Annotated in this window: 16 protein-coding genes; 9 read left to right on the top strand and 7 right to left on the bottom strand. The window is 67.4% G+C overall.

Annotation, left to right across the window (positions count from 1 at the left end; translation table 11 throughout):
* The first annotated feature begins 163 nt into the window (after positions 1-163).
* A complete protein-coding gene (locus tag ACG3SL_RS06045; RefSeq protein WP_448664239.1) occupies positions 164-361 on the top strand; it encodes a hypothetical protein in 198 nt (65 codons plus the stop codon).
* Between the two features lie 12 nt (positions 362-373).
* On the opposite strand, the gene ACG3SL_RS06040 is transcribed toward ACG3SL_RS06045, so the two are convergent.
* From ACG3SL_RS06040 to ACG3SL_RS06015, 6 genes are all read right to left on the bottom strand, one after another.
* Positions 374-1030: a peptidylprolyl isomerase gene (locus tag ACG3SL_RS06040; RefSeq protein ID WP_448664238.1), complete on the bottom strand. Its 657-nt coding sequence runs from the start codon at positions 1028-1030 to the stop codon at positions 374-376.
* 121 nt (positions 1031-1151) lie between these two features.
* Positions 1152-3869 carry a M16 family metallopeptidase gene (locus tag ACG3SL_RS06035; RefSeq protein WP_448664237.1) on the bottom strand — a complete coding sequence of 906 codons (2718 nt, stop codon included), beginning with the start codon at positions 3867-3869 and terminating at the stop codon, positions 1152-1154.
* Between the two features lie 73 nt (positions 3870-3942).
* Positions 3943-7365 (bottom strand): TonB-dependent receptor, encoded by a 3423-nt coding sequence (locus tag ACG3SL_RS06030; RefSeq protein ID WP_448664236.1) that lies wholly within the window; start codon positions 7363-7365, stop codon positions 3943-3945.
* A gap of 109 nt (positions 7366-7474) precedes the next feature.
* On the bottom strand, positions 7475-8458 hold the full coding sequence (locus tag ACG3SL_RS06025) for a FecR family protein (protein WP_448664235.1): 984 nt from the start codon (positions 8456-8458) through the stop codon (positions 7475-7477).
* Entirely contained in the window at positions 8452-8928 is a 477-nt protein-coding gene (locus ACG3SL_RS06020; protein ID WP_448664234.1) for an RNA polymerase sigma factor, read from the bottom strand. Before ACG3SL_RS06020 ends, ACG3SL_RS06025 begins: the two co-directional genes overlap by 7 nt.
* 104 nt (positions 8929-9032) lie before the next feature.
* Positions 9033-9632 (bottom strand): TetR/AcrR family transcriptional regulator, encoded by a 600-nt coding sequence (locus ACG3SL_RS06015; RefSeq protein WP_448664233.1) that lies wholly within the window; start codon positions 9630-9632, stop codon positions 9033-9035.
* Between the two features lie 285 nt (positions 9633-9917).
* On the opposite strand from ACG3SL_RS06015, the gene ACG3SL_RS06010 reads away from it, so the two are divergent.
* The 5 genes from ACG3SL_RS06010 to ACG3SL_RS05990 all read left to right on the top strand — a co-directional run bounded on the left by ACG3SL_RS06010 (position 9918) and on the right by ACG3SL_RS05990 (position 17017).
* Positions 9918-11003: an efflux RND transporter periplasmic adaptor subunit gene (locus ACG3SL_RS06010; RefSeq protein WP_448664232.1), complete on the top strand. Its 1086-nt coding sequence runs from the start codon at positions 9918-9920 to the stop codon at positions 11001-11003.
* A gap of 10 nt (positions 11004-11013) precedes the next feature.
* Positions 11014-14205 (top strand): efflux RND transporter permease subunit, encoded by a 3192-nt coding sequence (locus ACG3SL_RS06005; protein ID WP_448664231.1) that lies wholly within the window; start codon positions 11014-11016, stop codon positions 14203-14205.
* Complete coding sequence (locus ACG3SL_RS06000) at positions 14202-15611, top strand: efflux transporter outer membrane subunit (RefSeq protein ID WP_448664230.1); 1410 nt, start codon at positions 14202-14204, stop codon at positions 15609-15611. Before ACG3SL_RS06005 ends, ACG3SL_RS06000 begins: the two co-directional genes overlap by 4 nt.
* Positions 15612-15734: 123 nt before the next feature.
* A complete protein-coding gene (locus ACG3SL_RS05995) occupies positions 15735-16712 on the top strand; it encodes a bile acid:sodium symporter family protein (protein WP_448664229.1) in 978 nt (325 codons plus the stop codon).
* 41 nt (positions 16713-16753) lie between these two features.
* The gene (locus ACG3SL_RS05990; RefSeq protein ID WP_448664228.1) at positions 16754-17017 is read left to right on the top strand and encodes a hypothetical protein; all 264 of its coding nucleotides are present in this window, start codon (positions 16754-16756) and stop codon (positions 17015-17017) included.
* A 198-nt stretch (positions 17018-17215) separates the two neighbouring features.
* Here the strand turns inward: ACG3SL_RS05990 and ACG3SL_RS05985 are convergent, their stop codons facing one another.
* A complete protein-coding gene (locus ACG3SL_RS05985; protein ID WP_448664227.1) occupies positions 17216-17653 on the bottom strand; it encodes a MarR family winged helix-turn-helix transcriptional regulator in 438 nt (145 codons plus the stop codon).
* Positions 17654-17746: 93 nt separating this feature from the next.
* Here ACG3SL_RS05985 and ACG3SL_RS05980 point away from each other — a divergent pair, with 93 nt between their 5' ends.
* Genes ACG3SL_RS05980 through ACG3SL_RS05970 form a run of 3 tightly spaced genes read left to right on the top strand, consistent with a single transcriptional unit; the run spans position 17747 to position 21956 of the window.
* Positions 17747-18922 (top strand): HlyD family secretion protein, encoded by a 1176-nt coding sequence (locus tag ACG3SL_RS05980; RefSeq protein WP_448664226.1) that lies wholly within the window; start codon positions 17747-17749, stop codon positions 18920-18922.
* Complete coding sequence (locus ACG3SL_RS05975) at positions 18919-20496, top strand: MDR family MFS transporter (protein ID WP_448664225.1); 1578 nt, start codon at positions 18919-18921, stop codon at positions 20494-20496. The genes ACG3SL_RS05980 and ACG3SL_RS05975 overlap by 4 nt, the downstream gene beginning before the upstream one ends.
* A gap of 8 nt (positions 20497-20504) precedes the next feature.
* Positions 20505-21956 (top strand): efflux transporter outer membrane subunit, encoded by a 1452-nt coding sequence (locus tag ACG3SL_RS05970; protein ID WP_448664224.1) that lies wholly within the window; start codon positions 20505-20507, stop codon positions 21954-21956.
* Positions 21957-21959 lie beyond the last annotated feature (3 nt).

Below are 21959 nucleotides of genomic sequence, written 5' to 3'. Positions count from 1 at the left end.
GGCAATGCGGGCATTGCGCCACTGTTGGCGCAGTCCTCCGCTTTGTCTTGCGCGACAGCCACTATCACCTGCGGGCTTCTGCCCGGATGCACTCACGCTCCGTAGAGTTCCGCGTTGCCAGCGCCCGGAACGAGGATCAGGATCGCCCCTACAGGAGACCGACATGGCCGACCGCGACTCGCAAACAGACCTCGCCGTGGCGCTGGCAGCGCAGTGGCCGCTGGTGATGATGACGCATTGGTGGACGGCGGTACTCGCGCCCTGGTGCCCCCCGCCCGCGCCTCTGACGGCGGACGACGATCACACGCTGCCGGTGCCGGAGCCGATCGAGCGCGACGGCGAACACGCGCTGTTCGCCTGACGCCGCCCGCGCTCAGCGGCGCGGAAGACCCAGCAGCCAGGGCTTGGGTCGCCCGGAGGGTTTGGGCGCACCGTCCAGCCGCTCCGCCCGGATAATCCTGACGGGCGGCTGGATCATCTGCCCGCGCATCACGCCGCGCCCGCCGCCGGTGGGCTTGGCCAGGATGCGGCGGACCACGTCCATCCCCGACACGACATGCCCGAATGCGGCATAGCCGCCGGTCGGGCCGCGTGCGTCGAGCGACGGATTGTCGCCGACCATGATCGAGAAATTGCCGTTGCCCGAATTGGGATCGGCGCCGTGCGCAAGCGAGACGGTGCCATCGGTATGGCGCAGCCCGGTCCTGCTCGTCGGCTCCAGCGGCACCGCGTCGAGCATCCGGCGGGCATCGGTGGCGATCCCACCCTGGACGAACCCGAGCTTCGGGTTGCCCGTCCGGCGGGACGACCGATAGAATTCGGTATCGTCCAGCCGCCCGTCATCGACATAGGCCAGGAAATTGGCGGTGGTGCGCGGCGCCCGCCGTGCATCGAGCGCCAGCACGATCGCGCCTTCGGACGTGACCAGCCGCACCCGCACCTCGCCCGGCGCAGCGCGCGGCTGGGCGAGCACAGGCGTGGGAATGGCGAGAAGCAAGAGCGCGACGGCGCGCAACATCAGGAAACGCATGGGCTTTCGGTAGCGCAGGCGACGCGGATTCGCGAGGGGGCATCGGTGCAGCCTCCCCGCCGGATGCCCCTTTCGAGAGCCCCGGCGGGGAGACCTATCGCCAGCGGGAGCACCGTATCCGCTAGCGAATCCTGTGGCCCTCCGCGTCCCACACCTCGACCGCGCCGAGCTTGCGGTCGCGCACCTTCTGCTCGATCTTGGTCAGGTCGCCGACGACGACCCAGGTCATCGCGTCGGGATGCAGCAGCCGCGCCGCCCCGGCGATCGTCGCGGGCGTCAGCGCGGCGTAGCGGGCAGGCAGCGTCGTGACATAGTCATAGGGCCGGCCGAACCGGTTCACTTGCTGCAGATAGCCGACCATCGCAGTATTGGTCTCGAACTGGCCGGGAAGCGCCAGCACGGCGCCCTTGGTCAACAGGTCCAGCTCGGCCTGCGTCGCCGGCTTGTCGGCAACGATGCCGCGCAGTTCCTTGTCGATCTCGCCCAGTGCCTCCGCCGTCTTGTCGGTCTGCACGCTGGTCGCGACGCCGAACGCCTGCGGCCCGCGCGCATCGGCGACATAGCTGTTGGCGCCATAGGTCCACCCCTTGCCTTCGCGCAGGTTCATGTTGAGCCGCGACGTGAAGTTGCCGCCCAGCACGTCGTTCATCGCGTTGATGTCGAAATCGCGCGGGTCGGCGGCGCTGGGCAGCAGCTGCCCGACGCGGATCACCGACTGGATCGCGCCGGGCTTATCGATCAGCACGATGCGCGGTGCGGTCTGTGCCGGGGGTGTCTCCAGCGTCTTGGTGCCGATCGGGCGCGCCGGGGCCTTCCAATCGCCGAATGCCTTTTCCAGCGCGGCGACCAACACCGGCAGCGTGGTGTCGCCGGCCGCGTAGATCACGGCGTTGTCCGGGCGTATCCAGCTTTCGTGGAACGCGACGAGATCGTCGCGGGTGATGGATTTGAGCGTATCGGCCCGGCCGGCCAACTGGGTGCCATAGGCATGGTCCTTGCCATAGAGCAGGTTGCCGAACGCGCGCTGGGCCAGGTCGCCGGGATCGGCCAGCGATTGCGACAGGCCGGCCAGATGCAGCGCGCGGTCGCGCTCCAGGTCCGCCGGACGGAAGGCCGGGTTGCGGATGTAATCGGCCCACAGCGCGAGCGATTCGGGCAGCGCCGTCTTGAGCGCGGAAAGCGCGAAGTCGGTCGTGTCGCTGTCGCTATAGGCATAGGCGCGCGCGCCCAGCATCGCCTGCCGCTCGGCCAACTGCTGCGACGACAGCGTCCGCGTGCCTTCGTCCATCATCCCCAGCGTAAGGCCCTGGAGCCCGCGCTTCATATGCTGTTCGGCGGCCTGCCCCGCGTCGAACACCATCGCCATGTCCACCGTCGGCGTGCCCGGACGTTCGGACAGCAGCACGCGGATGCCGTTCGACAGCCGCGCCTCGCGCAGCACGGGCAACGTCAGCGCCGGCGACGGCCCGAGCGGCGGGATCTTCGTCCGGTCGGCGGCATCCGCCACGCTCTTGGGCTTGCCATAGGGCAGCACGGTCAGCGTGTAGGACGGCTTGGTCAGCCACGCGCTCGAATCGGTGCGGACCTGCGCCGCCGTGGTCGCAACCAGCCGGGCCTCGTCCTTGGCATAATGACCGGGATCGTCGTGGAACAGCGCGCCCGAAGACAGCGCCATCGCCTTGACGAACAGCGATTCCATCGCCCGGGCATTGTCGGCGACGGCGGTGGTTTTGGTGCGTTTCAGCTCCGCTTCGGTCGGCCCGGTCGCAAGGAAGTCGCGCAGCACCGCCTGGACGGCCGCCTTCGCCTTTTCGCGATCGACGCCGGCGTTCAACCGCACTTCGATGGTGAAGGTGCCCGCGACCGAGAAGCTGTCATAGCTGGCCGACGCCGAACTCGCGATCTGCTGGTCGCGCACCAGCGCCTGATACAGGCGCGCGGTCTTGCCCCGGCCCAGGATCTGCGACGCGAGCCGCAGCGCGGGCGCCTCCGCCGCATTGCCGCCCGGCACTGGCCAGGTCCAGGCGATCGCGGTCTGCGGAACATCGTCCTGCAGCACTTCGGTACGCTCGCGCTCCAGCACGGGCACCCATGCGGTCACGCGCCCCGTGGGCGGCCCCGCCGGTACGCTGCCGAAATATTTCTCCGCCAGCGCCTTTGCCTGCGCCAGGGTGACATCGCCCGAAAGCGTGACGACCGCGTTCGACGCGCCATAATAGCGGCGGAACCAGTCCTTCACATCCTCGAGCGAGGCGGCGTTCAGGTCCTCCATCGACCCGATGATGCTGTGGTAATAGGGGTGGTTCACCGGAAACACGCCCGCCATCTGGCGATCGCTCATCGCCGAATAGGGCATGTTCTCGCGCGTGCGCTTCTCGTTCTGGACGACCTTGCGCTGCTCGTCGAGCTTGGCCTGAGTCACCGCACCGAGCAGATAGCCCATCCGATCCGATTCCAGCCACAGCACCCGCTCCAGCCCGCCGGTCGGCACGACTTCGTAATAATAGGTCTGGTCGAACGCCGTCGCGCCATTGACCGCCGACACGCCAACTTCCTGAAGCGGCGGCATATATTCCTTGTCGTGATGTTCGGAGCCGTTGAACATCAGATGCTCGAACAGATGCGCGAAGCCCGACTTGCCCTGGGGCTCGTTCATCGAGCCCACCCGATACCAGACCGCGACCGCGACCTTGGGCGTCTTGTGATCCTCATGCACGACGACGCGCAGCCCGTTGGCGAGCGTGAACTGCTGATAGGGTACGGCCTCCTGAGACCGGGCGGGCGCGGCGGCGCTGAGTGCGAGCGCAGTGGCCGCGAGAAGCAGTCGGGTGGCCTTCATGGCGAAGCAAATCCTTGGGAACGAGAACAAGACCGGCGCCCGCCGGGGCGGACGCCAGCCGGAAGGGACGCGATCAGAACGTGGTCGAGACGCCCAGCTTGAACTTGCGCCCGCCCAGATAGGTGGCGCGGGTGTAGAATTTGGGCGTGGTGCCGGTGCCGCCGAAGGTCTCCTGCACATCGGGCGTCGACGTGCCCTTGAGCAGGTCCGACGCCTCGACATAGACCCGGATCTTGCCGAAGCTCGGGCGCAGATAATATTCGGCGCGGAAGTCGAGCGTCTGCACGCCTTCGCTGTAGACGCTCAGCCCGCGCGGGCGGAACATCGACATGGCACGCGACTGGAAGCCATAGGCCAGCGTCGCGTCGATGCCGTATTTGTTATACGTCAGCGCCGCCGTTCCCGAATGCTTGGGCTGCTGGCTGAAGGGGATCGACAGGAACTCGAACACCGACTGGCCGGTGGCGCCATAGGCCCAGGAATAGCGCTCCGCGCGCGAGCTTTTGGTAAAGGTGTAGTTGGCAAAGATGCCGAGCCCGTTCCACGCGCCGGGCAGGAAATCGAACTGCCGCTCCACCTGGGTCTCGATGCCCCAGATCGTGGCGACATGATCGCTGTTGGCAGGCGTCGTGCCGGTGATCATCGCATTTTCGGGGTGCGCCGGGTCGAAATAGGGCGCGCCCTGGAAATAGGGATGGTTGGGCAGCGTCACCGCCGTCAGGTTCGCCGGGCCGTTGGTGACGTTGGCCTGGAGCAGATTGTCGATCCGCTTGTAGAAGCCGCTGAGCTTCATCACGCCGATCTTGTGGTAATATTCCACGCTCAGGTCGAAATTCTGCGTCGTCGCGGGCTTCAGGTTCGGGTTGCCGGTGTTGATCTGGAGGATCGGCTTGGGACCCTCCGGCCCGGGGATCGGGATGTTGATGAAGCTGATCCGCGTCTGGGTGGAAAGCTGCCCGATCTGGGGCCGCGCGACCGACATGAAATAGCCGCCGCGGAAGATCAGGTTGTCGCTTTCCCGATAGTTGAACAGCACGCGCGGCAGGAAATCGGCCGCGGTCGCCTTTTCCGTCACCAGTCGCGAAAAGGCGTTCTGGAACACCAGGTCGTTGCCGAACCCGCCGCCGTTCGCCGGCAGGATCGGGCCGATATAGCTGGGGAAGATCAGGTTGCGCGCATTGAGTTCGGTGTGGTTGTAGCGCACCCCGCCGATCACTTCGAGCTTGCCGAAATCGAGCCGCGTCTGGACATAGGCGGCGATGGTCTGTTCCATCGTCCGCTGGTTGTCCTGATCGGGGTTGGGCACGATCGGGGTCAGGGTGAAGCCGGTCGGCCCGCCGGCATATTGCGCGATATTGCCCACGAAATTGCGCAGCGACCGCTCGCTCACCACCGAGAAGCCGGCGCCGGTCATGCCGATCTGGCTGAGGTCGGACGGCCCGAATTCCAGCGGCAGTGCCGAGGCCAGTACCCCGCCGCCAAGCTGTGACCGCACAAGGTTGCTGCGAAACTCGGTCCGCTCCAGATAGGCGCCCGCCTCGATGTAATTCACCGGGCCCCAGTCGGCGAGGTACTTGGCGCTGTAGCTGGCGGTATAGCGATCGTTCTTGCCCGTGGTGGTGTCGATCTGGCCGCTGGCGTTCTCGATCCGGAAATTGGCCGGATTGTTGACGAAGCTCCACCCCGCCGCGCTCAGATAGGGAAGCGGGATGTCGCTGCCGTGGCGCGGGCCCCAGGGGGTGATGATATAGCCGCCGGTGGCGTCGGTCGCCTCGGGTGCGAACATCGCGGCGGTCGCATCGACATTGGGCATCCGCAACTGGGTGGTGAAGCTGGCCGGATGCGTCTCGGTGCCATGCGCGAAGCCGAGCAGATAGGTCAGTTCGACCTTGCCGAGCGTGGTCTTGCCGTTGAAGCTGTAGGTATCGGTGATCGTCTTGGCGTCGCGGTCATAGGCATAGCTCTGGTCGCGCGAAATCGCCGCATTGCCGGGCGCCAGGCTCAGGTTCAGTTCGGCCAGCGCCGCGCCGCCGGGGCGATCGGTATATTTGCTCGCCGCGCCGAATGCGTCCTGGAGCGAATAGGTCGTCCGGTTCGCTTCGGAATGCTGGATGTCCAGCTTCAGGTTGGTGTGATCCCCGATCCGCCACTCGGCCGAAAAGGTGCCCGCCAGCGTCGATTGGTCGACATGGTTGAAATTGGTCTCCAGCCGCGTCGGATAGGCGTCCACGGCCCCTTCCACGAACGGGAAGATCGTCAGCGGGTTGACCTGCTCGAACGTCAGGATCGTCGGGCGCCCATTGGCATCCAGCGGCAGGCTGCGGCCATATTGGAGCACATTGTTGTACGAAATCGTCCGCGCGCTCACGTCGCGATACTGGACCGACGCGCTCAGGCCAAGATTGCCGAACGTGCCCGCGACCGTGCCCGAAACCAGGAAATCCTTGTTGAAATCCTTCGCGCTCTTGCCCCCTTCGATCAGGAAATTGGCGTAGCGGCGGGGCCGGTTGAGCGGCGACAGCGTCTCGATCTCGACCAGACCGCCGGTGCCGGCGCTGTCCTGGCTCGGCAGCAGCGACTTGCTGATCGTGATCTTGCTCACCGAATCCGCCAGCAGGTTGCTCAGGTCCGCCGAACGCCCGGTGCCGTTGCCCACCGGCAGGTTGAGCCCGTTGAGCTTGACCGCGTTCATGTCCGGCTCGAGCCCGCGCACGACCACGTTCGTCCCGTCGCCGGTCAGCGTGTCGCGCTGGAACGACACGCCCGGCGCGCGGCGCAGTGCGTCGGAAAAGGTTGTGCCGGTGAAATTGCCCAGGTCGTCGGCGGAAATGACATCGGCGCTGTTTTCGGCGGTGCGCTGGAGATTGAGCGCGTTGGCGCGGGCGCTGCGCGATCCATAGACGACGATCTCCGCCGCGCGGGTCCCGCCCTCGCCCATTGCGAACTCCAGCGGCGGCTGGGCAGTGCCGTCCACGGTCACGCTCTGGGTGATCGTCGGAAAGCCCAGGAACGAAATCTCGATCGTGTAGGTGCCCGGCGCGATGCCGGGAAAGCGAAAGCCGCCCAGATCGTCGGCGGTCGTCGTCTGCCCCGTCTCGACGATCCGCACCAGCGCACCCGCGACATTGCGGTTGCCGTCTGCCTCGACGATATGGCCGGTGATCGTGCCCGGCGCGCGATCCCCGGTCTGCGGGCCGGTGACCACGAACGAGCCCCCGCTCGTCACCCCCAGCGACAGCCCCGACCCTTGCAGCAGCGCGCGATAGGCGGCGGCGGGCGTGAACGTGCCCGACAAGCGCGGCGCCTGCTTGCCCTGCACCGTGGCACCGGAAAACACGATGTTGGTGCCGGTTCGCGTCGCCACGGCGCGCAACGCGCGCTCCAGCGGCTGCGCCGGCAGGTCGAACGCGAAATTTGCCTGTGCCTGCGCCGCGACGGGCGCCCCCAGCACCCAGGCGATAGCGGCCACCGCCGAAAGCGTCTTGTCAGAAACCATCGATTCCCCCCGTCGGGACCCGCAAAGCCGGCGAGGCCCTCAAGAGGCTAGACGATGCTGCGTTGCAAAACCGACATGGTCTCGCAATAAAAATGTCGCCGGGAGAGGTTTAGCGCACGATCTTTAGGCTTTGCCCTCCCCTTTCGACACGAAGGCCATGCAGCGCAGCGATCGCGGCGGCGAACTCGGCGGTGTCGTTGGTCGCGAATACGCCCGACACCCGCAGCGCCGCGACGCGGGGATCGTCCACCGTCACGCGCGGCCCGCCATAGCGATTGATCTCGGCCACCGCCTGCGCCAGCGGCAGGTCGTTGAACACGGCCTGCCCCCGCCGCCATGCCGTGGCGCTCTCGATCGAGGGCTGATCGACGACCGAGGGCGCGTCCTCGGTCGCGGTCAACCGCTCGCCGGGGGCGAGGATCGTCGGCGGCAACGGCGACGCGCGCCGGGCGCCGGTATCGGTGATCGCCACCTTGCCCTGGATCAGCGTCACCACGACGCCCTGCGCCGTGCGCCGGACGATGAAGCTGGTGCCGACGGCGCGCACCTGTTTGTCGCCCGCGCTGACGATGAACGGGCGGGCGGGATTGGGCGCGACTTCGAACATCGCCTCGCCGCGTTCCAGCCGCACCCGGCGTTCGTCGGGATGGTAGGCGACTTCGACTTCGGAATCGGTGTTGAGCGCAATGCGGGTGCCGTCGGACAGCGTCGTAACCTTCTGTTCGCCGATCCGCGTCGCATACTCGACGGGCCGGTCGAACACGTATGTCCGCACGCCCAGGCTCACAGCCAGCAGCAACGACGCGGCGATCGCGGCAGCGGCAAACCGGCCGCGCGTAGACTGCGGAATCGCCCGGCGCGACCGCAGTCGCGCGGCGGGGCGGCTGCGCTCGGCATCGGCGCAATAGAGCGCCGCGCCGGGCAGGATCGCCCAGATCTCGGTCGCCCGCTCGAAGGCGTCGCGATGCGCGGCATCGGCGTGCAGCCACCCCTTGAGCGCCGCATCGGTCGCGGTGTTGCGGTCCGGCGCGCTCAGCCGCGCGACCCAGGCGGCGGCCTCGGCATCGATGGCCCGGTTGCGACGGCTCACCATTCCGCCATCCAGTGCATCAGTTGCAGCGTCGCCCGCGCGACCTGCTTCTCGACCGCCGCGAGGGACATGCCCTCACGCGCGGCGATATCGGCATAGCTGAGATTGTCGAGACGCCGGGCCAGCAGGATGCGGCGCGTCCGCTCGGGCAGGCGCTCCAGCCCCGCCGCCGCATGGCGCAGCCGCGCCTGTTGCTCGACAATCTGCGAAGGATCGGGCGTATGATCCGCAATCGACTGGAAATCATCGATATCGACAAACGGCGAACGCGCACGGCGGCGCGACCGATCGATCGACAGATTGACGGCGGCGGTGACCAGCAGCGCCTCTTTCGAGCGCGCGTCATGGGTGCGCTCATAGCGTTCGATTTTCAGGAAAGCATCCTGCACAAGCTCGTCCGCATCCTCTTCGGAAACCCCGCGCCGCATCACCGCGCGTCTGGCTTTTGCCAGCATGTCTGCCAGGGTTGGCATTAGTGTTTCGGGTCTCCTTCCTGACCTTTAGACGCGCGGCAGCCCAAAACCAGACAAATAAAATTCGGCGAATAGTTGCGCTCTACTGCACCTGTCCTTTGGTGCTACTCGCCATCGGGGCAGGACGCGAGCGCCCCCTCGAACAGCGCGACAAGTCGTTTGCGCAACTGGCCATCGTCGACGGCACATAGCGGATCGTTGGCCATCGCGGTGCGCAGAATCGCCACGCCCACCAGCACCGCAAAGCTAAGGCTTGCGCGCATATCGGCGTCGGGCCCGTCCAGTACGGCGGCGATCGGCCCCAGAATGTCCTCGCTGATGGTATCGCGGATGATCGACGACGCCTTGGGCGAGGACGCGGAGCGCAACAGGATCAGCAGGCGATCGATATGCTGATCGGCCTCCTCCGGGTTCTCTTCGTCGTCCAGCAGCAGCGCGGTCAGGTATTCGGCGACGCCTTCACGGCCCACGCCCTTCATCATATCCTCGTCGCCACCGCGCACGCATTCGGTGAACAACTGCTCCTTGCTGCCGAAATACCGGCTCACCAGCGCGGGATCGACGCCGACCTCGCCGGCGATTTCGCGCAAGCCGACATTCTCGTAACTGTCTCGGGCAAAATGGCGGCGCGCGGACGCCAGCATCGCGTCCCTGGTGGCAGCGGCATTCCGGGTGCGTGACGAACCCTTAGTTGGCGGAATCATCCGTGTCTCCTATCATGTACCCGATCGAGGTCAACGCGCCTGGCGACGATAAGTCTACAACCGTTGACAAAGATTCGAGACACGCTTAGCGCCTCATCCTGTCGGGGAACCATCCGTAGAGAGACGGTCCCTTTAGAGAGGATGCCGGCAAAGCCGGATCAGGAACGCAAACTCATGTTTTCGAACAAATCTCAGATGCTTGCAGCCACCGCTATCGCAGTGGCACTCGCCCTAACCGGCTGCGGTAAAGGCGCCGACTCGGGGCCGCCCCAGGGCAACCCTCCCGTGACCGTGGCCGCACCGCTGGTGCAGGACGTGTCCGACTGGGACGAATTCGTGGGCCGCTTCGAAGCGATCCAGAACGTCGAGGTGCGCCCACGCGCCTCCGGCTATGTCGATGGCATCCATTTCACTGATGGCCAGATGGTCAAGAAGGGCCAGTTGCTCTTCACGATCGATCCGCGCCAGGCGGAGGCCGCGCTGGCGCAGGCCGTAGCGCAGGTCGCGCAGGCAGAGGCCACGCTGGTCAACGCGCGCACCGAACTCGCCCGCTCGCAGGCGCTGGTGTCGCAGCGCGCGGCCAGCCAGGAAGAAGTCGAGCAGCGCAACGCGGCGGTCCGTTCGGGCGCGGCGCAGGTTGCCGCAGCGCAGGCGACCGTACGCGCGCGCCGGCTGGACGTCGGCTTCACGCGCGTGACGGCCCCGATCAGCGGCCGGATTTCCGAGCGCAAGGTCGATGCCGGCAACTCGGTCACTGCAGACAGCACCGTGCTGACCACGATCGTTTCGGTCGATCCGCTGCATTTCGTGTTCAACGGCTCCGAAGCGCTGCTGCTCAAATATGAGCGGCAGGACGCCGGCGTCCGTCCCGGCACCCCGGTTCGCGTCAAGCTGAGCGACGAATCCGACTTCGTGCATGCGGGCAAGCTCGATTTCATCGACAACGCGCTCGATGCCGGCGCCGGCACGATCCGCGCCCGCGCGATCATCGACAATCCCGGCGGCCTGCTGAAGCCGGGCATGTTCGGTTCGCTGCGGCTGGAATCCTCGCGCACCTATCCGGCGATGCTGGTCCCCGACAGCGCGGTGATGGCGGATTCCGCGCGCCAGATCGTCTATGTCGTGGACAAGAGCGGCACGCTGGTCGCCCGGCCGGTGCAGACCGGGCCGATGCGCGGCGACCTGCGCGTGATCCGCAGCGGCATCAACCGCGACGATCGCGTCGTGATCGGCGGCGCCCAGCGCGCCCGTCCGGGGCAGAAGGTCACGGCCCAGCCCGGCAAGATCACGCAAGGCCCGGCACCGCAGGCGGCAGCGCCATCCAGCAACGCCCTCCCCGCGTCGACGGCTCTGCCCGCCGGCGGCCGTTGAGGCCAGCGCCATGAACATTTCGAGCTTCTTCATCGAGCGCCCGATCTTTGCGGGCGTCATCGCGGTCTTCATCACGCTGATCGGCGCGTTCTGCTATCCGCTGCTGCCGCTGTCGCAATATCCGGAGATCGCCCCGCCGACCATCGCGGTCACCGCGGCCTATGCCGGCGCGCCGGCGGAGACGATCGCAGACACGGTCGCCGCCCCGCTGGAACAGGAGATCAACGGCGTCGAGGGCATGCTCTACATGAGCTCCTCGTCGACCCAGGGCGCCGCAACCATCACCGTCACCTTCGCGCCGGGCACCGACCTGAACGCCGCGCAGGTGCTGGTGCAGAACCGCGTCAACCTGGCCGAACCGCGCCTGCCCCAGCAGGTCCGCCAGATCGGCGTGACCGTCAGCAAGCAGGAATCGGGCTTCCTGATGATCGTGGCGCTCACCTCGCCCGATGGCAGCCTGAACACCGATTATATCGGCAACTATGCCAACACCTCGATCCGCGACCGCCTGTTGCGGCTCAAGGGCGTGGGCGGCGTCAGCGTGTTCGGCGGCGGCAATTACTCGATGCGCGTCTGGATCGACCCGGACAAGGCTGCCGCGCGCAACCTGACCGCGGGCGAGATCGTCACCGCGCTGCAGGGACAAAACGTCCAGGTCGCGGGCGGCGCCGTGGGCCAGTCGCCTGCGGGCGCGGGCAATCCGTCGTTCGAGGTTCCTGTCGACGTGCAGGGCCGCCTCCAGACGCCTGAGCAGTTCAAGAACATCACGATCAAGGCCGACCCTGCGGGCGGTGCGATCACGCGGCTGGGCGACGTGGCCCGTGTCGAGCTGGGCAGCCAGGATTATTCGATCCGCGGCTCGATCGGCGGCGCGCGTGGTATCGCGCTGGCCATCGTCCAGCAGCCGGGTGCGAACTCGCTGAACGCAGCCGACCTGGTGCTCAAGGAAATGGAGACGATCTCCAAGGACTTCCCCCAGGGTCTGAAATACTCGATCCCCTACAATCCGACCGAATATGTCTCCGCATCGGTCGAGGCCGTGGAGCACACGCTGTTCGAGGCGGTGATCCTGGTCGTGATCGTCGTGATGGTGTTCCTCCAGACATGGCGCGCGGCGGTCATCCCGATCATCGCGATCCCGATCGCCCTGATCGGCACCTTCGCGGTGCAGCTGGCGCTGGGCTATTCGATCAACTCGCTGTCGCTGTTCGCACTCGTGCTGGCGGTGGGCATCGTGGTCGACGACGCGATCGTCGTGGTCGAGGCCGTCGAGAAGCACATCCGCGACGGGCTGTCTCCGCGTGAGGCCGCACACCGGACGATGAAGGAAGTGTCGGGCGCGCTGATCGCCATCAGCCTGGTGCTGATCGCGGTGTTCGTTCCGACGGCGATGATCTCGGGCATTCCCGGCATCTTCTATCGCCAGTTCGCGGTCACGATCGCCGCATCGACCGCCATCTCGCTCATCGTGTCGCTCACGCTGTCGCCGGCGATGGCCGCGCTGCTGCTCAAGCCGCACGTCGAGCACGGCGTCGACGAGGGCCCGCGCTGGCTGCGTCCGGTCCGCGTGGCGGGGCACAAGTTCAACCAGGCGTTCGACTGGCTGTCGGATCGCTATGGCAAGCTCACCTCGCGGTTGATCCGCATGGGGCTTATCATGGCGATCGTTTATGCTGGCCTGCTCGCGCTGACCGGCTGGCGCCTCACGGCTACCCCAACCGGGTTCATCCCCGAACAGGATCAGGGCTTCCTGATCGGCGTCATCCAGTTGCCGCCGGGCGCGTCGCTCGACCGCACCAGCGCGATCGTCGACAAGGCCTATGCGATCGCCAGCAAGAACGAGAACGTGATCGACGGCGTCGCCTTTGCCGGCCTGGATGGCGCAAGCTTCAGCCAGGCGTCCAACTCGGGCGTGGTGTTCCTGAAGCTGCGCGACTGGTCGGAGCGCGGGTCCAAGGCGAGTGCCGCGGCACTTGCGGGCGAGCTTACCGGCGCGCTGGCCGGGCAGATCGACGGCGCCAGCATCTTTATGATCTCGCCGCCGGCGGTCCAGGGCCTGGGCAATGGCAGTGGCTTCGTGATGATGCTCCAGGACCGCTCGGCCAATGCCGGCTATCGCGGGCTGGAGGGCGTGACCGGCGCGATGATGGGTGCGGCGATGCAGCAGCCCAAGGTCAACCAGGTCTTCTCGCTGTTCAACACCTCGGTTCCGCGCATCCGCGCCGACATCGATCGCGACAAGGCGCAGTTGCTCGGCGTCCAGCCCAGCCAGGTGTTCGACGCGATCGGCACTTATATCGGCTCGACCTATGTCAACGACTTCAACCTGCTCGGCCGCACCTTCCGCGTGACCGCACAGGCGGATGCCGGGTCGCGCGACGACGTAAGCGATGTCGGCCGCCTGCAGGTGCGATCCAGCTCGGGCCAGATGGTGCCGATCTCGTCGGTCGCGACCTTCCACCGCGATTCGGGCGCGGCGCGCGTCGTGCGCTACAACCTGTTGCCCGCCGTCGAGCTTCAGGGTCAGGCGGCACCCGGTGTGTCGTCGGGCGAAGCGCTGGCGACGATGGAGCAGATGGCCGGACAGGTGCTGCCGCCGGGGTATACGTTCGAATGGACGGGGCTGGCGTATCAGCAGAAGGAGGCAGGCAGCAGCACGCTGATCTTCGTCCTTGCCGTGGTGTTCGTGTTCCTGGTGCTGGCGGCACAATATGAATCGATCACGCTGCCGCTGGCGGTGATCCTGATCGTGCCGATGTGCATCCTGGCGGCAATGCTGGGCGTCAACGTCCGGGGAATGGACAACAACATCCTGACGCAGGTCGGCCTGGTGGTGCTGATCGCACTGGCGGCGAAGAACGCGATCCTGATCGTGGAGTTCGCCAAACAGGGTGAAGAAGAGGGCATGAATCGGTTCGAGGCGGCGGCCCATGCGGCACGCTCGCGGCTTCGCCCGATCCTCATGACCAGCTTCGCGTTCCTGTTCGGCGTTATCCCGCTCGCGATCGCGACGGGGCCGGGCCAGGAAATGCGCCAGTCGCTGGGCACCGCCGTGTCGTTCGGCATGCTGGGCGTGACCATCTTCGGCCTGATCTTCACGCCGATCTTCTATGTCCTGATGCGCGGCCTGGGCGCCAAGCGGAGCGCCGACAAGACGCCCCCCGCAGAGCACCAGACCGTCATCGCCGGAGAGCCCAAATGAAGCCCGTCCTGATCGCCGCCGCCTCTGCGCTGGCCCTGTCCGGGTGCGCGGTCGGCCCGAACTATGTCTCCCCCGCCGCCAAGGTGCCGGCACAAAAGCCCTTTGCCGAGGCGAATGCGCCGGGGTTCGTCCCCGACGCGCCGCCCGCGACCTGGTGGAAGCTGTTCGACGCCCCCGTCCTCGACCGGCTGGTCAACGAAGCGCTGGCGGCCAACACCGACCTGCGCGTCGCCGCCGCCAATCTGCGGCAGGCACGCGCAGTGCTCAGCGAAAGCCGGACTGCCCGGCTGCCCAGCACCACGCTGAGCGCGCAGGGCACCTATCGTCGCCTTCCCGGTGCCTCGTTCGGACAGCCCGGTGGCAGCATCGAAGGCGAGAACTATACGAGCGGGCTGGATGCCAGCTATCAAGTCGATCTGTTCGGCAAGATATCGCGCACGATAGAGGCCAGCCGCGCCGATACCGACGCGGTACAGGCAACCTATGACCTCACCCGCGTTACCGTGGTCGCCGAGACGATCCGCGCCTATTCCGACGCATGCGGCGCAGGGCGCCAGCTGGCGGTGGCGCGCGAATCGCTGCGCGTGCAGCAGGACACGTTCGACATCACGCGCCGGCTGGAACTGGGCGGTCGTGGCACCGGGTTGAACACCAGCAGCGCGGGGTCGCTGCTCGAACAGACGCGGGCGAACATCCCGACCTATGAGGCTGCACGCAAATCGGCCCTGTTCCGCCTTGCGGTTCTGACCGGCAAGCCGCCGGCGGAATTTCCCACCGACGTGGCAGAGTGCGAAACCCTGCCCCAAGTTACCTCGCCGATCCCCGTCGGCGACGGCGCGGGGCTTTTAGCCCGTCGCGCCGACGTCCGCGCCGCCGAACGCCGCCTTGCCGCGGCGACGGCGCGCGTGGGCGTGGCAACCGCCGACCTGTATCCCAACATCAGCCTCGGCGGACAGATCGGTGGCGTCGGCACATCCGCCGATCAGGTATTCAAGAAATCGGGTCTCCAGTTCAGCCTGGGGCCGTTGATTTCGTGGAGCTTCCCCAACATCACCGTCGCCCGCGCGCGCATCCGCCAGGCCGAAGCCACGGCGGAAGGCGCGCTGGCGACGTTCGACGGCACGTGGCTCACTGCGTTGCAGGACACCGAGACCGCGCTGAGCAATTACGTGGCACAGGGCCAGCGCGTGGCAACGCTGCGTTCTGCCCGCGAGCAGGGCGAGGAAGCGGCGCGGATCGCCCGGTTGCGCTATCGCGCGGGTGCGGAGAATTTCCAGGTCGTGCTCGACGCCGAACGCTCGCTGGCATCCGCCGAGGCGCTGCTCGCGGCGGCCGAGGCGCAGCGCTCCGACGCGACGGTATCCTTGTTCCTTGCGCTTGGTGGTGGCTGGCAGACTCCCGGCTGACCGCCCGCGGCGCGGGCCCCGACCAGGCCCGCGCCGCGCTCCATCAACAATATGGGCGTCTGGCGCGAACCGGCGACAGGCTATGCGTTTGCGCCGCCCGCCGGTGCGTGACAGAGGAAACGGATGATCCGCCGAATCCTTTCGATCTTCGAACCGTTCATCCTGATGCTCGTCGGCACCGTGGTGCTGGCGTCGCTGCTGCCGCCGCGCGGGGTGGGCGTCCCCATCTTCGAAACCGCCGCCGATATCGGCATCGTCGCGCTGTTCTTCCTGCACGGGGCCAAGCTGTCGCGGCAGGCGATCCTGGACGGCGCGCGCAACTGGCGCCTGCATCTGGCGGTGTTCGCCGCCACCTATATCCTGTTCCCGCTGCTGGGGCTGGGCGTGCTCAAGCTGGGCGTGCTCGATGCGTCGCTGGCGGCAGGGATGCTGTTCCTCACATTGCTGCCCTCCACGGTACAGTCGTCGATCGCGTTCACCGCCATGGCGCGGGGCAACGTTGCCGCCGCCGTGTGTAGCGCCTCGTTTTCCAACCTGGCCGGCGTCGTGCTTACCCCGCTGCTCGTCGCGCTGCTGATGCAGAGCAGCACCGGCTCGGGCGGCGGCATCTCGATCTCCGCCGTCGAGCAAATCCTGCTCCAGCTGCTGCTGCCGTTCGTCGTGGGGCATCTGTTGCGGCCGCTGATCGGCGAGTGGGTGGCGCGCAACAAGAAGCTGCTGACCTTTGTCGATCGCGGATCGATCCTGCTGGTGGTCTATACGGCATTCGGTGCGGCAGTGGTGGCCGGGTTGTGGAACCAGGTGTCGGCCGCCGATCTCGCGTTGGTTGTCGTCGCGTGCTGCGTCGTGCTGGGGATCGTGCTCGGCGCGACCTGGGGCGTCGCGAAGTGGATGCGCCTGCCGCGCGAGGACGCCGTGGTGCTGCTGTTCTGCGGATCGAAGAAGAGCCTCGCGTCGGGCGTGCCGATGGCGGGCGTATTGTTCCCGGCCAGTCAGGTGGGCCTCATCATCCTGCCGGTGATGCTGTTCCACCAGCTTCAGCTGATCGCCTGCGCGATCCTGGCAAGGCGACTGGAAAAGGCCGCGATCGCCGCGAGCTGAGGGGCTTGCCAAGCGCCGCCACCGGGCCGAGGAGGGCCGCCATGGACCTGGATGCGCTGCTCAACCATTATTTCGGAACCGACGATCCCGACGCGATCGACGATGCCGCGCTGGCGGCGGGCAAGGAGCGGCTGGGAATCGATTTCGGGGTGGAGCGCGACCCGGCCCGGCGGTTCGCGCTGTGGACGCTGATGGAGGCGCTCGGCTTTGCGCCCTCGCCGGCGGACGCCTTTCCCAAGCACCCGCAGCTCAAGCAGGCGGCGGATGAGTATCTGAGCGCGGCGTGGCGGCTGGAGCGGGAGTGACGCGCGCGCGCCCCTAGCGAAAGACCATCAACGCCACGAGGGTAATCGCCAGCGCGCTGCCGCTGGCGCAGCACAACAGGCCGAAACTACATTGGCACAGCGCAGGCTCGTATCGCTGCATGGCACCTCTCCTTGCGCCATTCTTCGATGGTCGCGGCGAAATGCTATCACAGCCGGCGCGCCGCGCAAGCTACGGGTTTACCCGCGCTGTTCCTGGTCCGTGATCGGCACGGCCAGCTTGGCGAGGATTGACTCCAGCGCCCGGCATTCGTCTTCGTCGAGCACGCCGAAAATCTGCTCGACCAGTCCCAACCGCAGCGGCTCCACGGTCGCCAGCGCCGCCCTGCCCTGATCGGTGATCGTCACACGCTTGGCCCGGCGGTCCTTCGCGTCGGGGGTGCGCAGGACGAGATGGTCGCGCTCCAGCCCGTCCAGCGCCTCCGTCACGGTGCGCGGCGCCAGATTGAAGATCTCTGCGATGTCCGCAGCCCGCGCGGGCCCCTCGCGCGCCACCAGCATCAGGATCTTGGCGCGCGCCAGCGAAGCCCCGCTCTGCGCCATACGGCGATCGAGCAAACGGTGTATCCGCAGGAAGAGCCTGCCGAATTCCTTGGCGAGATGGTCACGGTCTATCATACTTAGGTGGGCCCTCATTATATGGTATTGCATTATGCTGCAAGTGCGAGCATTTACGCCACCACAGAGCCCAAGCACAGGAACGCCGAGTCCATGTCCGAAACGGATCGTCCCAACGCGCCAGACGGCGACAACGCGACTGCCCCGAAAGAAGATGCAGCTGCGAAGCCCTCGCCGCTAAAAAATCCGCGCGTGCGGCTGATCCTGCTCGCGATCGTCATCGTGGCGCTGGTGCTCGGCGTCCTGTGGTACACGCGCTACCAGAGCTTCGGGAAATACCAGCAGGCGACGAACGACGCCTATATCCAGAGCGACGCAGTGATCGTGTCGTCCAAGGTTGGCGGGCAGGTCGAGCGCGTGTTCGTCACCGACAACCAGCAGGTGAAGGCCGGCCAGCCGCTCGCCCAGATCGACCCGCGCGACTATCGCGCCCAGACCGAACAGTTCGAAGCGCAGATCGGCGTGGCCCGCGCCAATGCCGAGGGCGTGCGCGCCCAGATCCGCGAGCAGCAGGCAGGCATCGAACAGGCCCGCGCGCAGCTGGCACAGGCGCAGAGCAGCCTCACCTTCGCCCAGGGCGAAGTCGCGCGCTATACGCCCCTCGCCGCTTCGGGCGCCGAGACGCGCGAGCGGCTGTCGCAGCTGCGCGACCAGGAGAAGCAGGCCGCGTCGCAGGTCGCCGCCGCCCGCGCCGCGCTGTCCGCGGCCGAACGCCGCGTCGGCACGCTGCAGGCGCAGATCGGCCAGGCGCAGGCCCAGGGCCGCGCCGCCGAGGCCCAGCTTTCGGCCGCGAACGTCAATCTGGGCTCGACGATCCTGCGCGCGGCGATCGACGGTCGCGTCGGCGACAAGACGGTGCAGGCGGGACAGTTCATCCAGCCCGGCGTGCGGCTGATGTCGATCGTCCCGACCCAGAAGCTGTATGTCGAGGCCAATTTCAAGGAAACCCAGGTCGCGCTGATGCGCCCGGGCCAGCCCGTGACGATCAAGGTCGATGCGCTGGACGGCGTCGAGATGCACGGCCGGGTCGAGAGCTTCTCGCCGGGCACCGGCGCGCAATTCTCGCTGCTCCCGCCGCAGAACGCGACCGGCAACTTCACCAAGATCGTCCAGCGTATTCCGGTGCGCATCGCGATCGACGCGGGGCCCGAGGCGCGCAAGCTGCTGTTGCCCGGCATGTCGGTGGACGTCAGCGTCGATACGCGCTCGGCACGCGGCGCGCGCGAACAGATCGAGCGCGAGCAGAAAGCCCGCACGGCCGGCAAATGAGCGCCGCAACCGCCCCCGCCCCTGCACGGGGCAAGCCACAGGCCGGCGCACGTCCCCAGAACGCCGATTTCGGCGCCTGGCTGGCCGTCGCGGCGGGCAGCCTGGGCGCGCTGATGGCGACGCTCGACATTTCGATCGTCAACTCCTCGCTCCCCACCATCCAGGGCGAAATCGGCGCGAGCGGGACCGAGGGGACGTGGATCGCCACCTCCTATCTGGTCGCCGAAATCGTAATCATCCCGCTCAGCGCCTGGCTGGAGCGCGTGCTGGGGCTACGCACCTTCCTGTTGATCGCAGTGACGCTGTTCACGGGCTTTTCGGTGCTGTGCGGCGTCTCGACCTCGCTGTCGATGATGATCGTCGGGCGCGTGGGTCAGGGGATCACCGGCGGCGCGCTGATCCCCACGGCGATGACGATCATCGCCACGCGCCTGCCGCCGCACCAGCAACCGATCGGCACGGCGATGTTCGGCGTCACCGCGATCCTGGGCCCGGTGCTGGGTCCGCTGATCGGCGGCTGGCTGACCGAGACGATCAGCTGGCATTATGCGTTCTTCCTCAACGTGCCGGTCAGCGCGATACTCATCACGCTGCTGCTCGTCGGCCTGCCGCACCAGAAGGCGAAGCTGTCCGAACTGCGCCAAGCCGACTGGCTGGGCATCGCCGGCCTCGCGCTGGGGCTGGGCGGGCTGACCGTGGTGCTCGAAGAGGGCCAGCGCGAGCAATGGTTCGAATCCGCGCTTATCATCCAGCTGAGCGTGATGACCGCTTTCGGCTTCATCCTGCTGCTGGCGGGACAGTTCTTCGCGCGAAAGCCCGTCATCCGTATGAAACTGCTGCTCGATCGCCAGTTCGGCAGCGTGGTGGTGATGGGGCTGGTGCTGGGCGCGGTGCTGTATGGCACCTCCTATGTGATCCCGCAGTTCCTGGCGATCATCGCCGATTACAACGCCCTTCAGGCGGGGCATGTCGTGTTGCTGGCGGGCATCCCCAGCCTGATCCTGATGCCGTTCACGCCGTTCCTGATGCGCTATATCGACATCCGCATCGCCGTGGCGTTCGGGCTGATGGTGATGGCGTATAGCTGCTGGACCGATACCGTGCTGACGGCGGACTCGACGGGCAGCGCCTTTACCGAATCCCAGCTGCTACGCGGCGTCGGCACGATCTTCGTGATGCTGTTCCTCAATCAGGCGGCGATCCGCTCGGTCCCGCCAGAGCTGGCGGGCGATGCCTCCGGCCTGTTCAACGCCGCGCGCAATATCGGCGGGTCGATCGGGCTGGCGCTGCTGGCGACGGTGCAGGACCAGCGCAGCTATTTCCACGCCCGCCGGCTGGAGGAGAGCCTGTCCGCCAATTCGGTCGGCGTACAGGATTACGTCGCCGGGCTGACCCAGCAATTCGGCAGCCAGGCCGCCGCGCTCCGCTCGCTGGGCGGCACCATCCAGCAACAGGCGCTGGTGATGACGTATAACGACATGTTCTGGCTGCTCGCGGTCGGCATCGTCGTCGTCACCCCGCTTGTCCTTTTCCTCCGCCCGCTGCCGCAAGGCGGGCCGATCGTCATGCATTGAGGAACGCCATGCGCACGCTCGCTCCCTTCGCCACGCTCGTCCTGCTCGCAGGCTGCACCGTCGGCCCCAACTATGCCGGCGCGCCCAAGCCGCTGGCGGCGGGGGACGCCCCCGCGACCTTCGCGCGCGGCGCCAATGCGACGACGGCACAGGCCCCCGTCGCCGGGCGCTGGTGGACGACGCTGGGCGACGCCCCGCTCGACGAGTTGGAGACGCGCGCCCTCGCCGCCAATCCCGGCATCGCCGTGGCGCAGGCACGGATGCGACAGGCGCGCGCGGCGGTGCGGCTGGAGCGCGCCAATGCGCTGCCCGGCGGGGCCGCGTCGGCACGCTATGTCCATGCCGAGATTCCGGGCGTGGATCTGGGCAGCCTGACCGGCTCCCGCGAGGAAGGATCGAGCAACGAGTCCCCGACCTCGCTCGACTTCTACAACCTCGGCTTCGACGCGAGCTGGGAGATCGACTTGTTCGGCGGCCAGCGGCGCACGGTCGAGGCGGCGCGCGCCAGCCTTGCCGCAGCCGAGGCCAATGTCGCCGATACGCAGGTCCAGCTGACCGCCGAAGTCGCGCAGGCCTATGTCAATCTGCGCGACCGCCAGCTGCGGCTGCAACTGGCCAAACAGGCCAGCGAGATGCAGCGCCAGATGCTGGAACTGACCCGCCAGCGCCGTGCGCAGGGCGTCGCCTCGCAACTCGAAGTCGAGCAGCTGGAGGGCCAGGTGCGCAGCACCGATGCCCAGCTGGTGCCGATTGGCGCGGAGATCGAAGCCTATCAGAACGCACTGGCGGTGCTGACCGGCGCAGCGCCGGGCACGCTGGACGCGATGCTCGCGACGCCCGGCGCGATCCCGCTGCCCCCCGCCGCGGTCGCGGTCGGCGATCCCGCCGCGCTGCTCCAGCGCCGCCCGGACATCCGCGCCGCCGAGCGCCAGCTGGCCGCCAGCACGGCGCGGATTGGCGTGGCGGAGGCGTCGCGCTTTCCCCGGCTCAGCTTCATGGGCATCCTCGGCCTGGGCGGCACCTCGCCCTCGGCGCTGACCAATCTCGACAATCTCGCCGCGCTGGCGATGCCGACGCTGCAATGGAGTTTCCTCGACTTCGGGCGCGGTGCGGCGCGCGTGCGTCAGGCCGAGGGCGCCCGCGACGAGGCGGAGGCGACCTATCGCCAGGCCGTGCTGCGCGCGTTGCAGGATGCCGAGGATTCACTGTCGCGCTTCGGACACCGGCGCGAAACGCTGGCGTCGCTGGCGCAGGTAAAGGCGGCGGCGGATCGTGCCGCCGCGCTGATGCAGCAGCGCTATGGCGCCGGCACCGCGACGCGCACCCAGGCGCTGGATGCCGAGCGCAACCGGCTGGCGGCGGAACAGAACGTCATCGCCGCGACGGCGGGGCTCACCACCGATTATGTCGCGTTGCAAAAGGCGCTGGGGCTCGGCTGGGACGCGCCCGCGCAACCCTGAAGG

This window comes from Sphingomonas degradans (assembly GCF_053502645.1).
The sequence above is the reverse complement of the archived record's forward strand: the minus strand, read 5'-3'. Positions and strand labels throughout refer to the sequence as shown.

Bases quoted from the DNA above. Each gene is read 5' to 3' on its own strand.
- ACG3SL_RS06025 (WP_448664235.1), bottom strand. From the start codon at position 8,458: ATGGTGAGCCGTCGCAACCGGGCCATCGATGCCGAGGCCGCCGCCTGG.
- ACG3SL_RS06035 (WP_448664237.1), bottom strand. From the start codon at position 3,869: ATGAAGGCCACCCGACTGCTTCTCGCGGCCACTGCGCTCGCACTCAGC.
- ACG3SL_RS05970 (WP_448664224.1), top strand. From the start codon at position 20,505: ATGCGCACGCTCGCTCCCTTCGCCACGCTCGTCCTGCTCGCAGGCTGC.
- ACG3SL_RS05995 (WP_448664229.1), top strand. From the start codon at position 15,735: ATGATCCGCCGAATCCTTTCGATCTTCGAACCGTTCATCCTGATGCTC.
- ACG3SL_RS05990 (WP_448664228.1), top strand. From the start codon at position 16,754: ATGGACCTGGATGCGCTGCTCAACCATTATTTCGGAACCGACGATCCC.
- ACG3SL_RS06030 (WP_448664236.1), bottom strand. From the start codon at position 7,365: ATGGTTTCTGACAAGACGCTTTCGGCGGTGGCCGCTATCGCCTGGGTG.
- ACG3SL_RS06000 (WP_448664230.1), top strand. From the start codon at position 14,202: ATGAAGCCCGTCCTGATCGCCGCCGCCTCTGCGCTGGCCCTGTCCGGG.
- ACG3SL_RS06015 (WP_448664233.1), bottom strand. From the start codon at position 9,632: ATGATTCCGCCAACTAAGGGTTCGTCACGCACCCGGAATGCCGCTGCC.
- ACG3SL_RS06045 (WP_448664239.1), top strand. From the start codon at position 164: ATGGCCGACCGCGACTCGCAAACAGACCTCGCCGTGGCGCTGGCAGCG.
- ACG3SL_RS06040 (WP_448664238.1), bottom strand. From the start codon at position 1,030: ATGCGTTTCCTGATGTTGCGCGCCGTCGCGCTCTTGCTTCTCGCCATT.
- ACG3SL_RS05975 (WP_448664225.1), top strand. From the start codon at position 18,919: ATGAGCGCCGCAACCGCCCCCGCCCCTGCACGGGGCAAGCCACAGGCC.
- ACG3SL_RS06005 (WP_448664231.1), top strand. From the start codon at position 11,014: ATGAACATTTCGAGCTTCTTCATCGAGCGCCCGATCTTTGCGGGCGTC.
- ACG3SL_RS05980 (WP_448664226.1), top strand. From the start codon at position 17,747: ATGTCCGAAACGGATCGTCCCAACGCGCCAGACGGCGACAACGCGACT.
- ACG3SL_RS05985 (WP_448664227.1), bottom strand. From the start codon at position 17,653: ATGATAGACCGTGACCATCTCGCCAAGGAATTCGGCAGGCTCTTCCTG.
- ACG3SL_RS06020 (WP_448664234.1), bottom strand. From the start codon at position 8,928: ATGCCAACCCTGGCAGACATGCTGGCAAAAGCCAGACGCGCGGTGATG.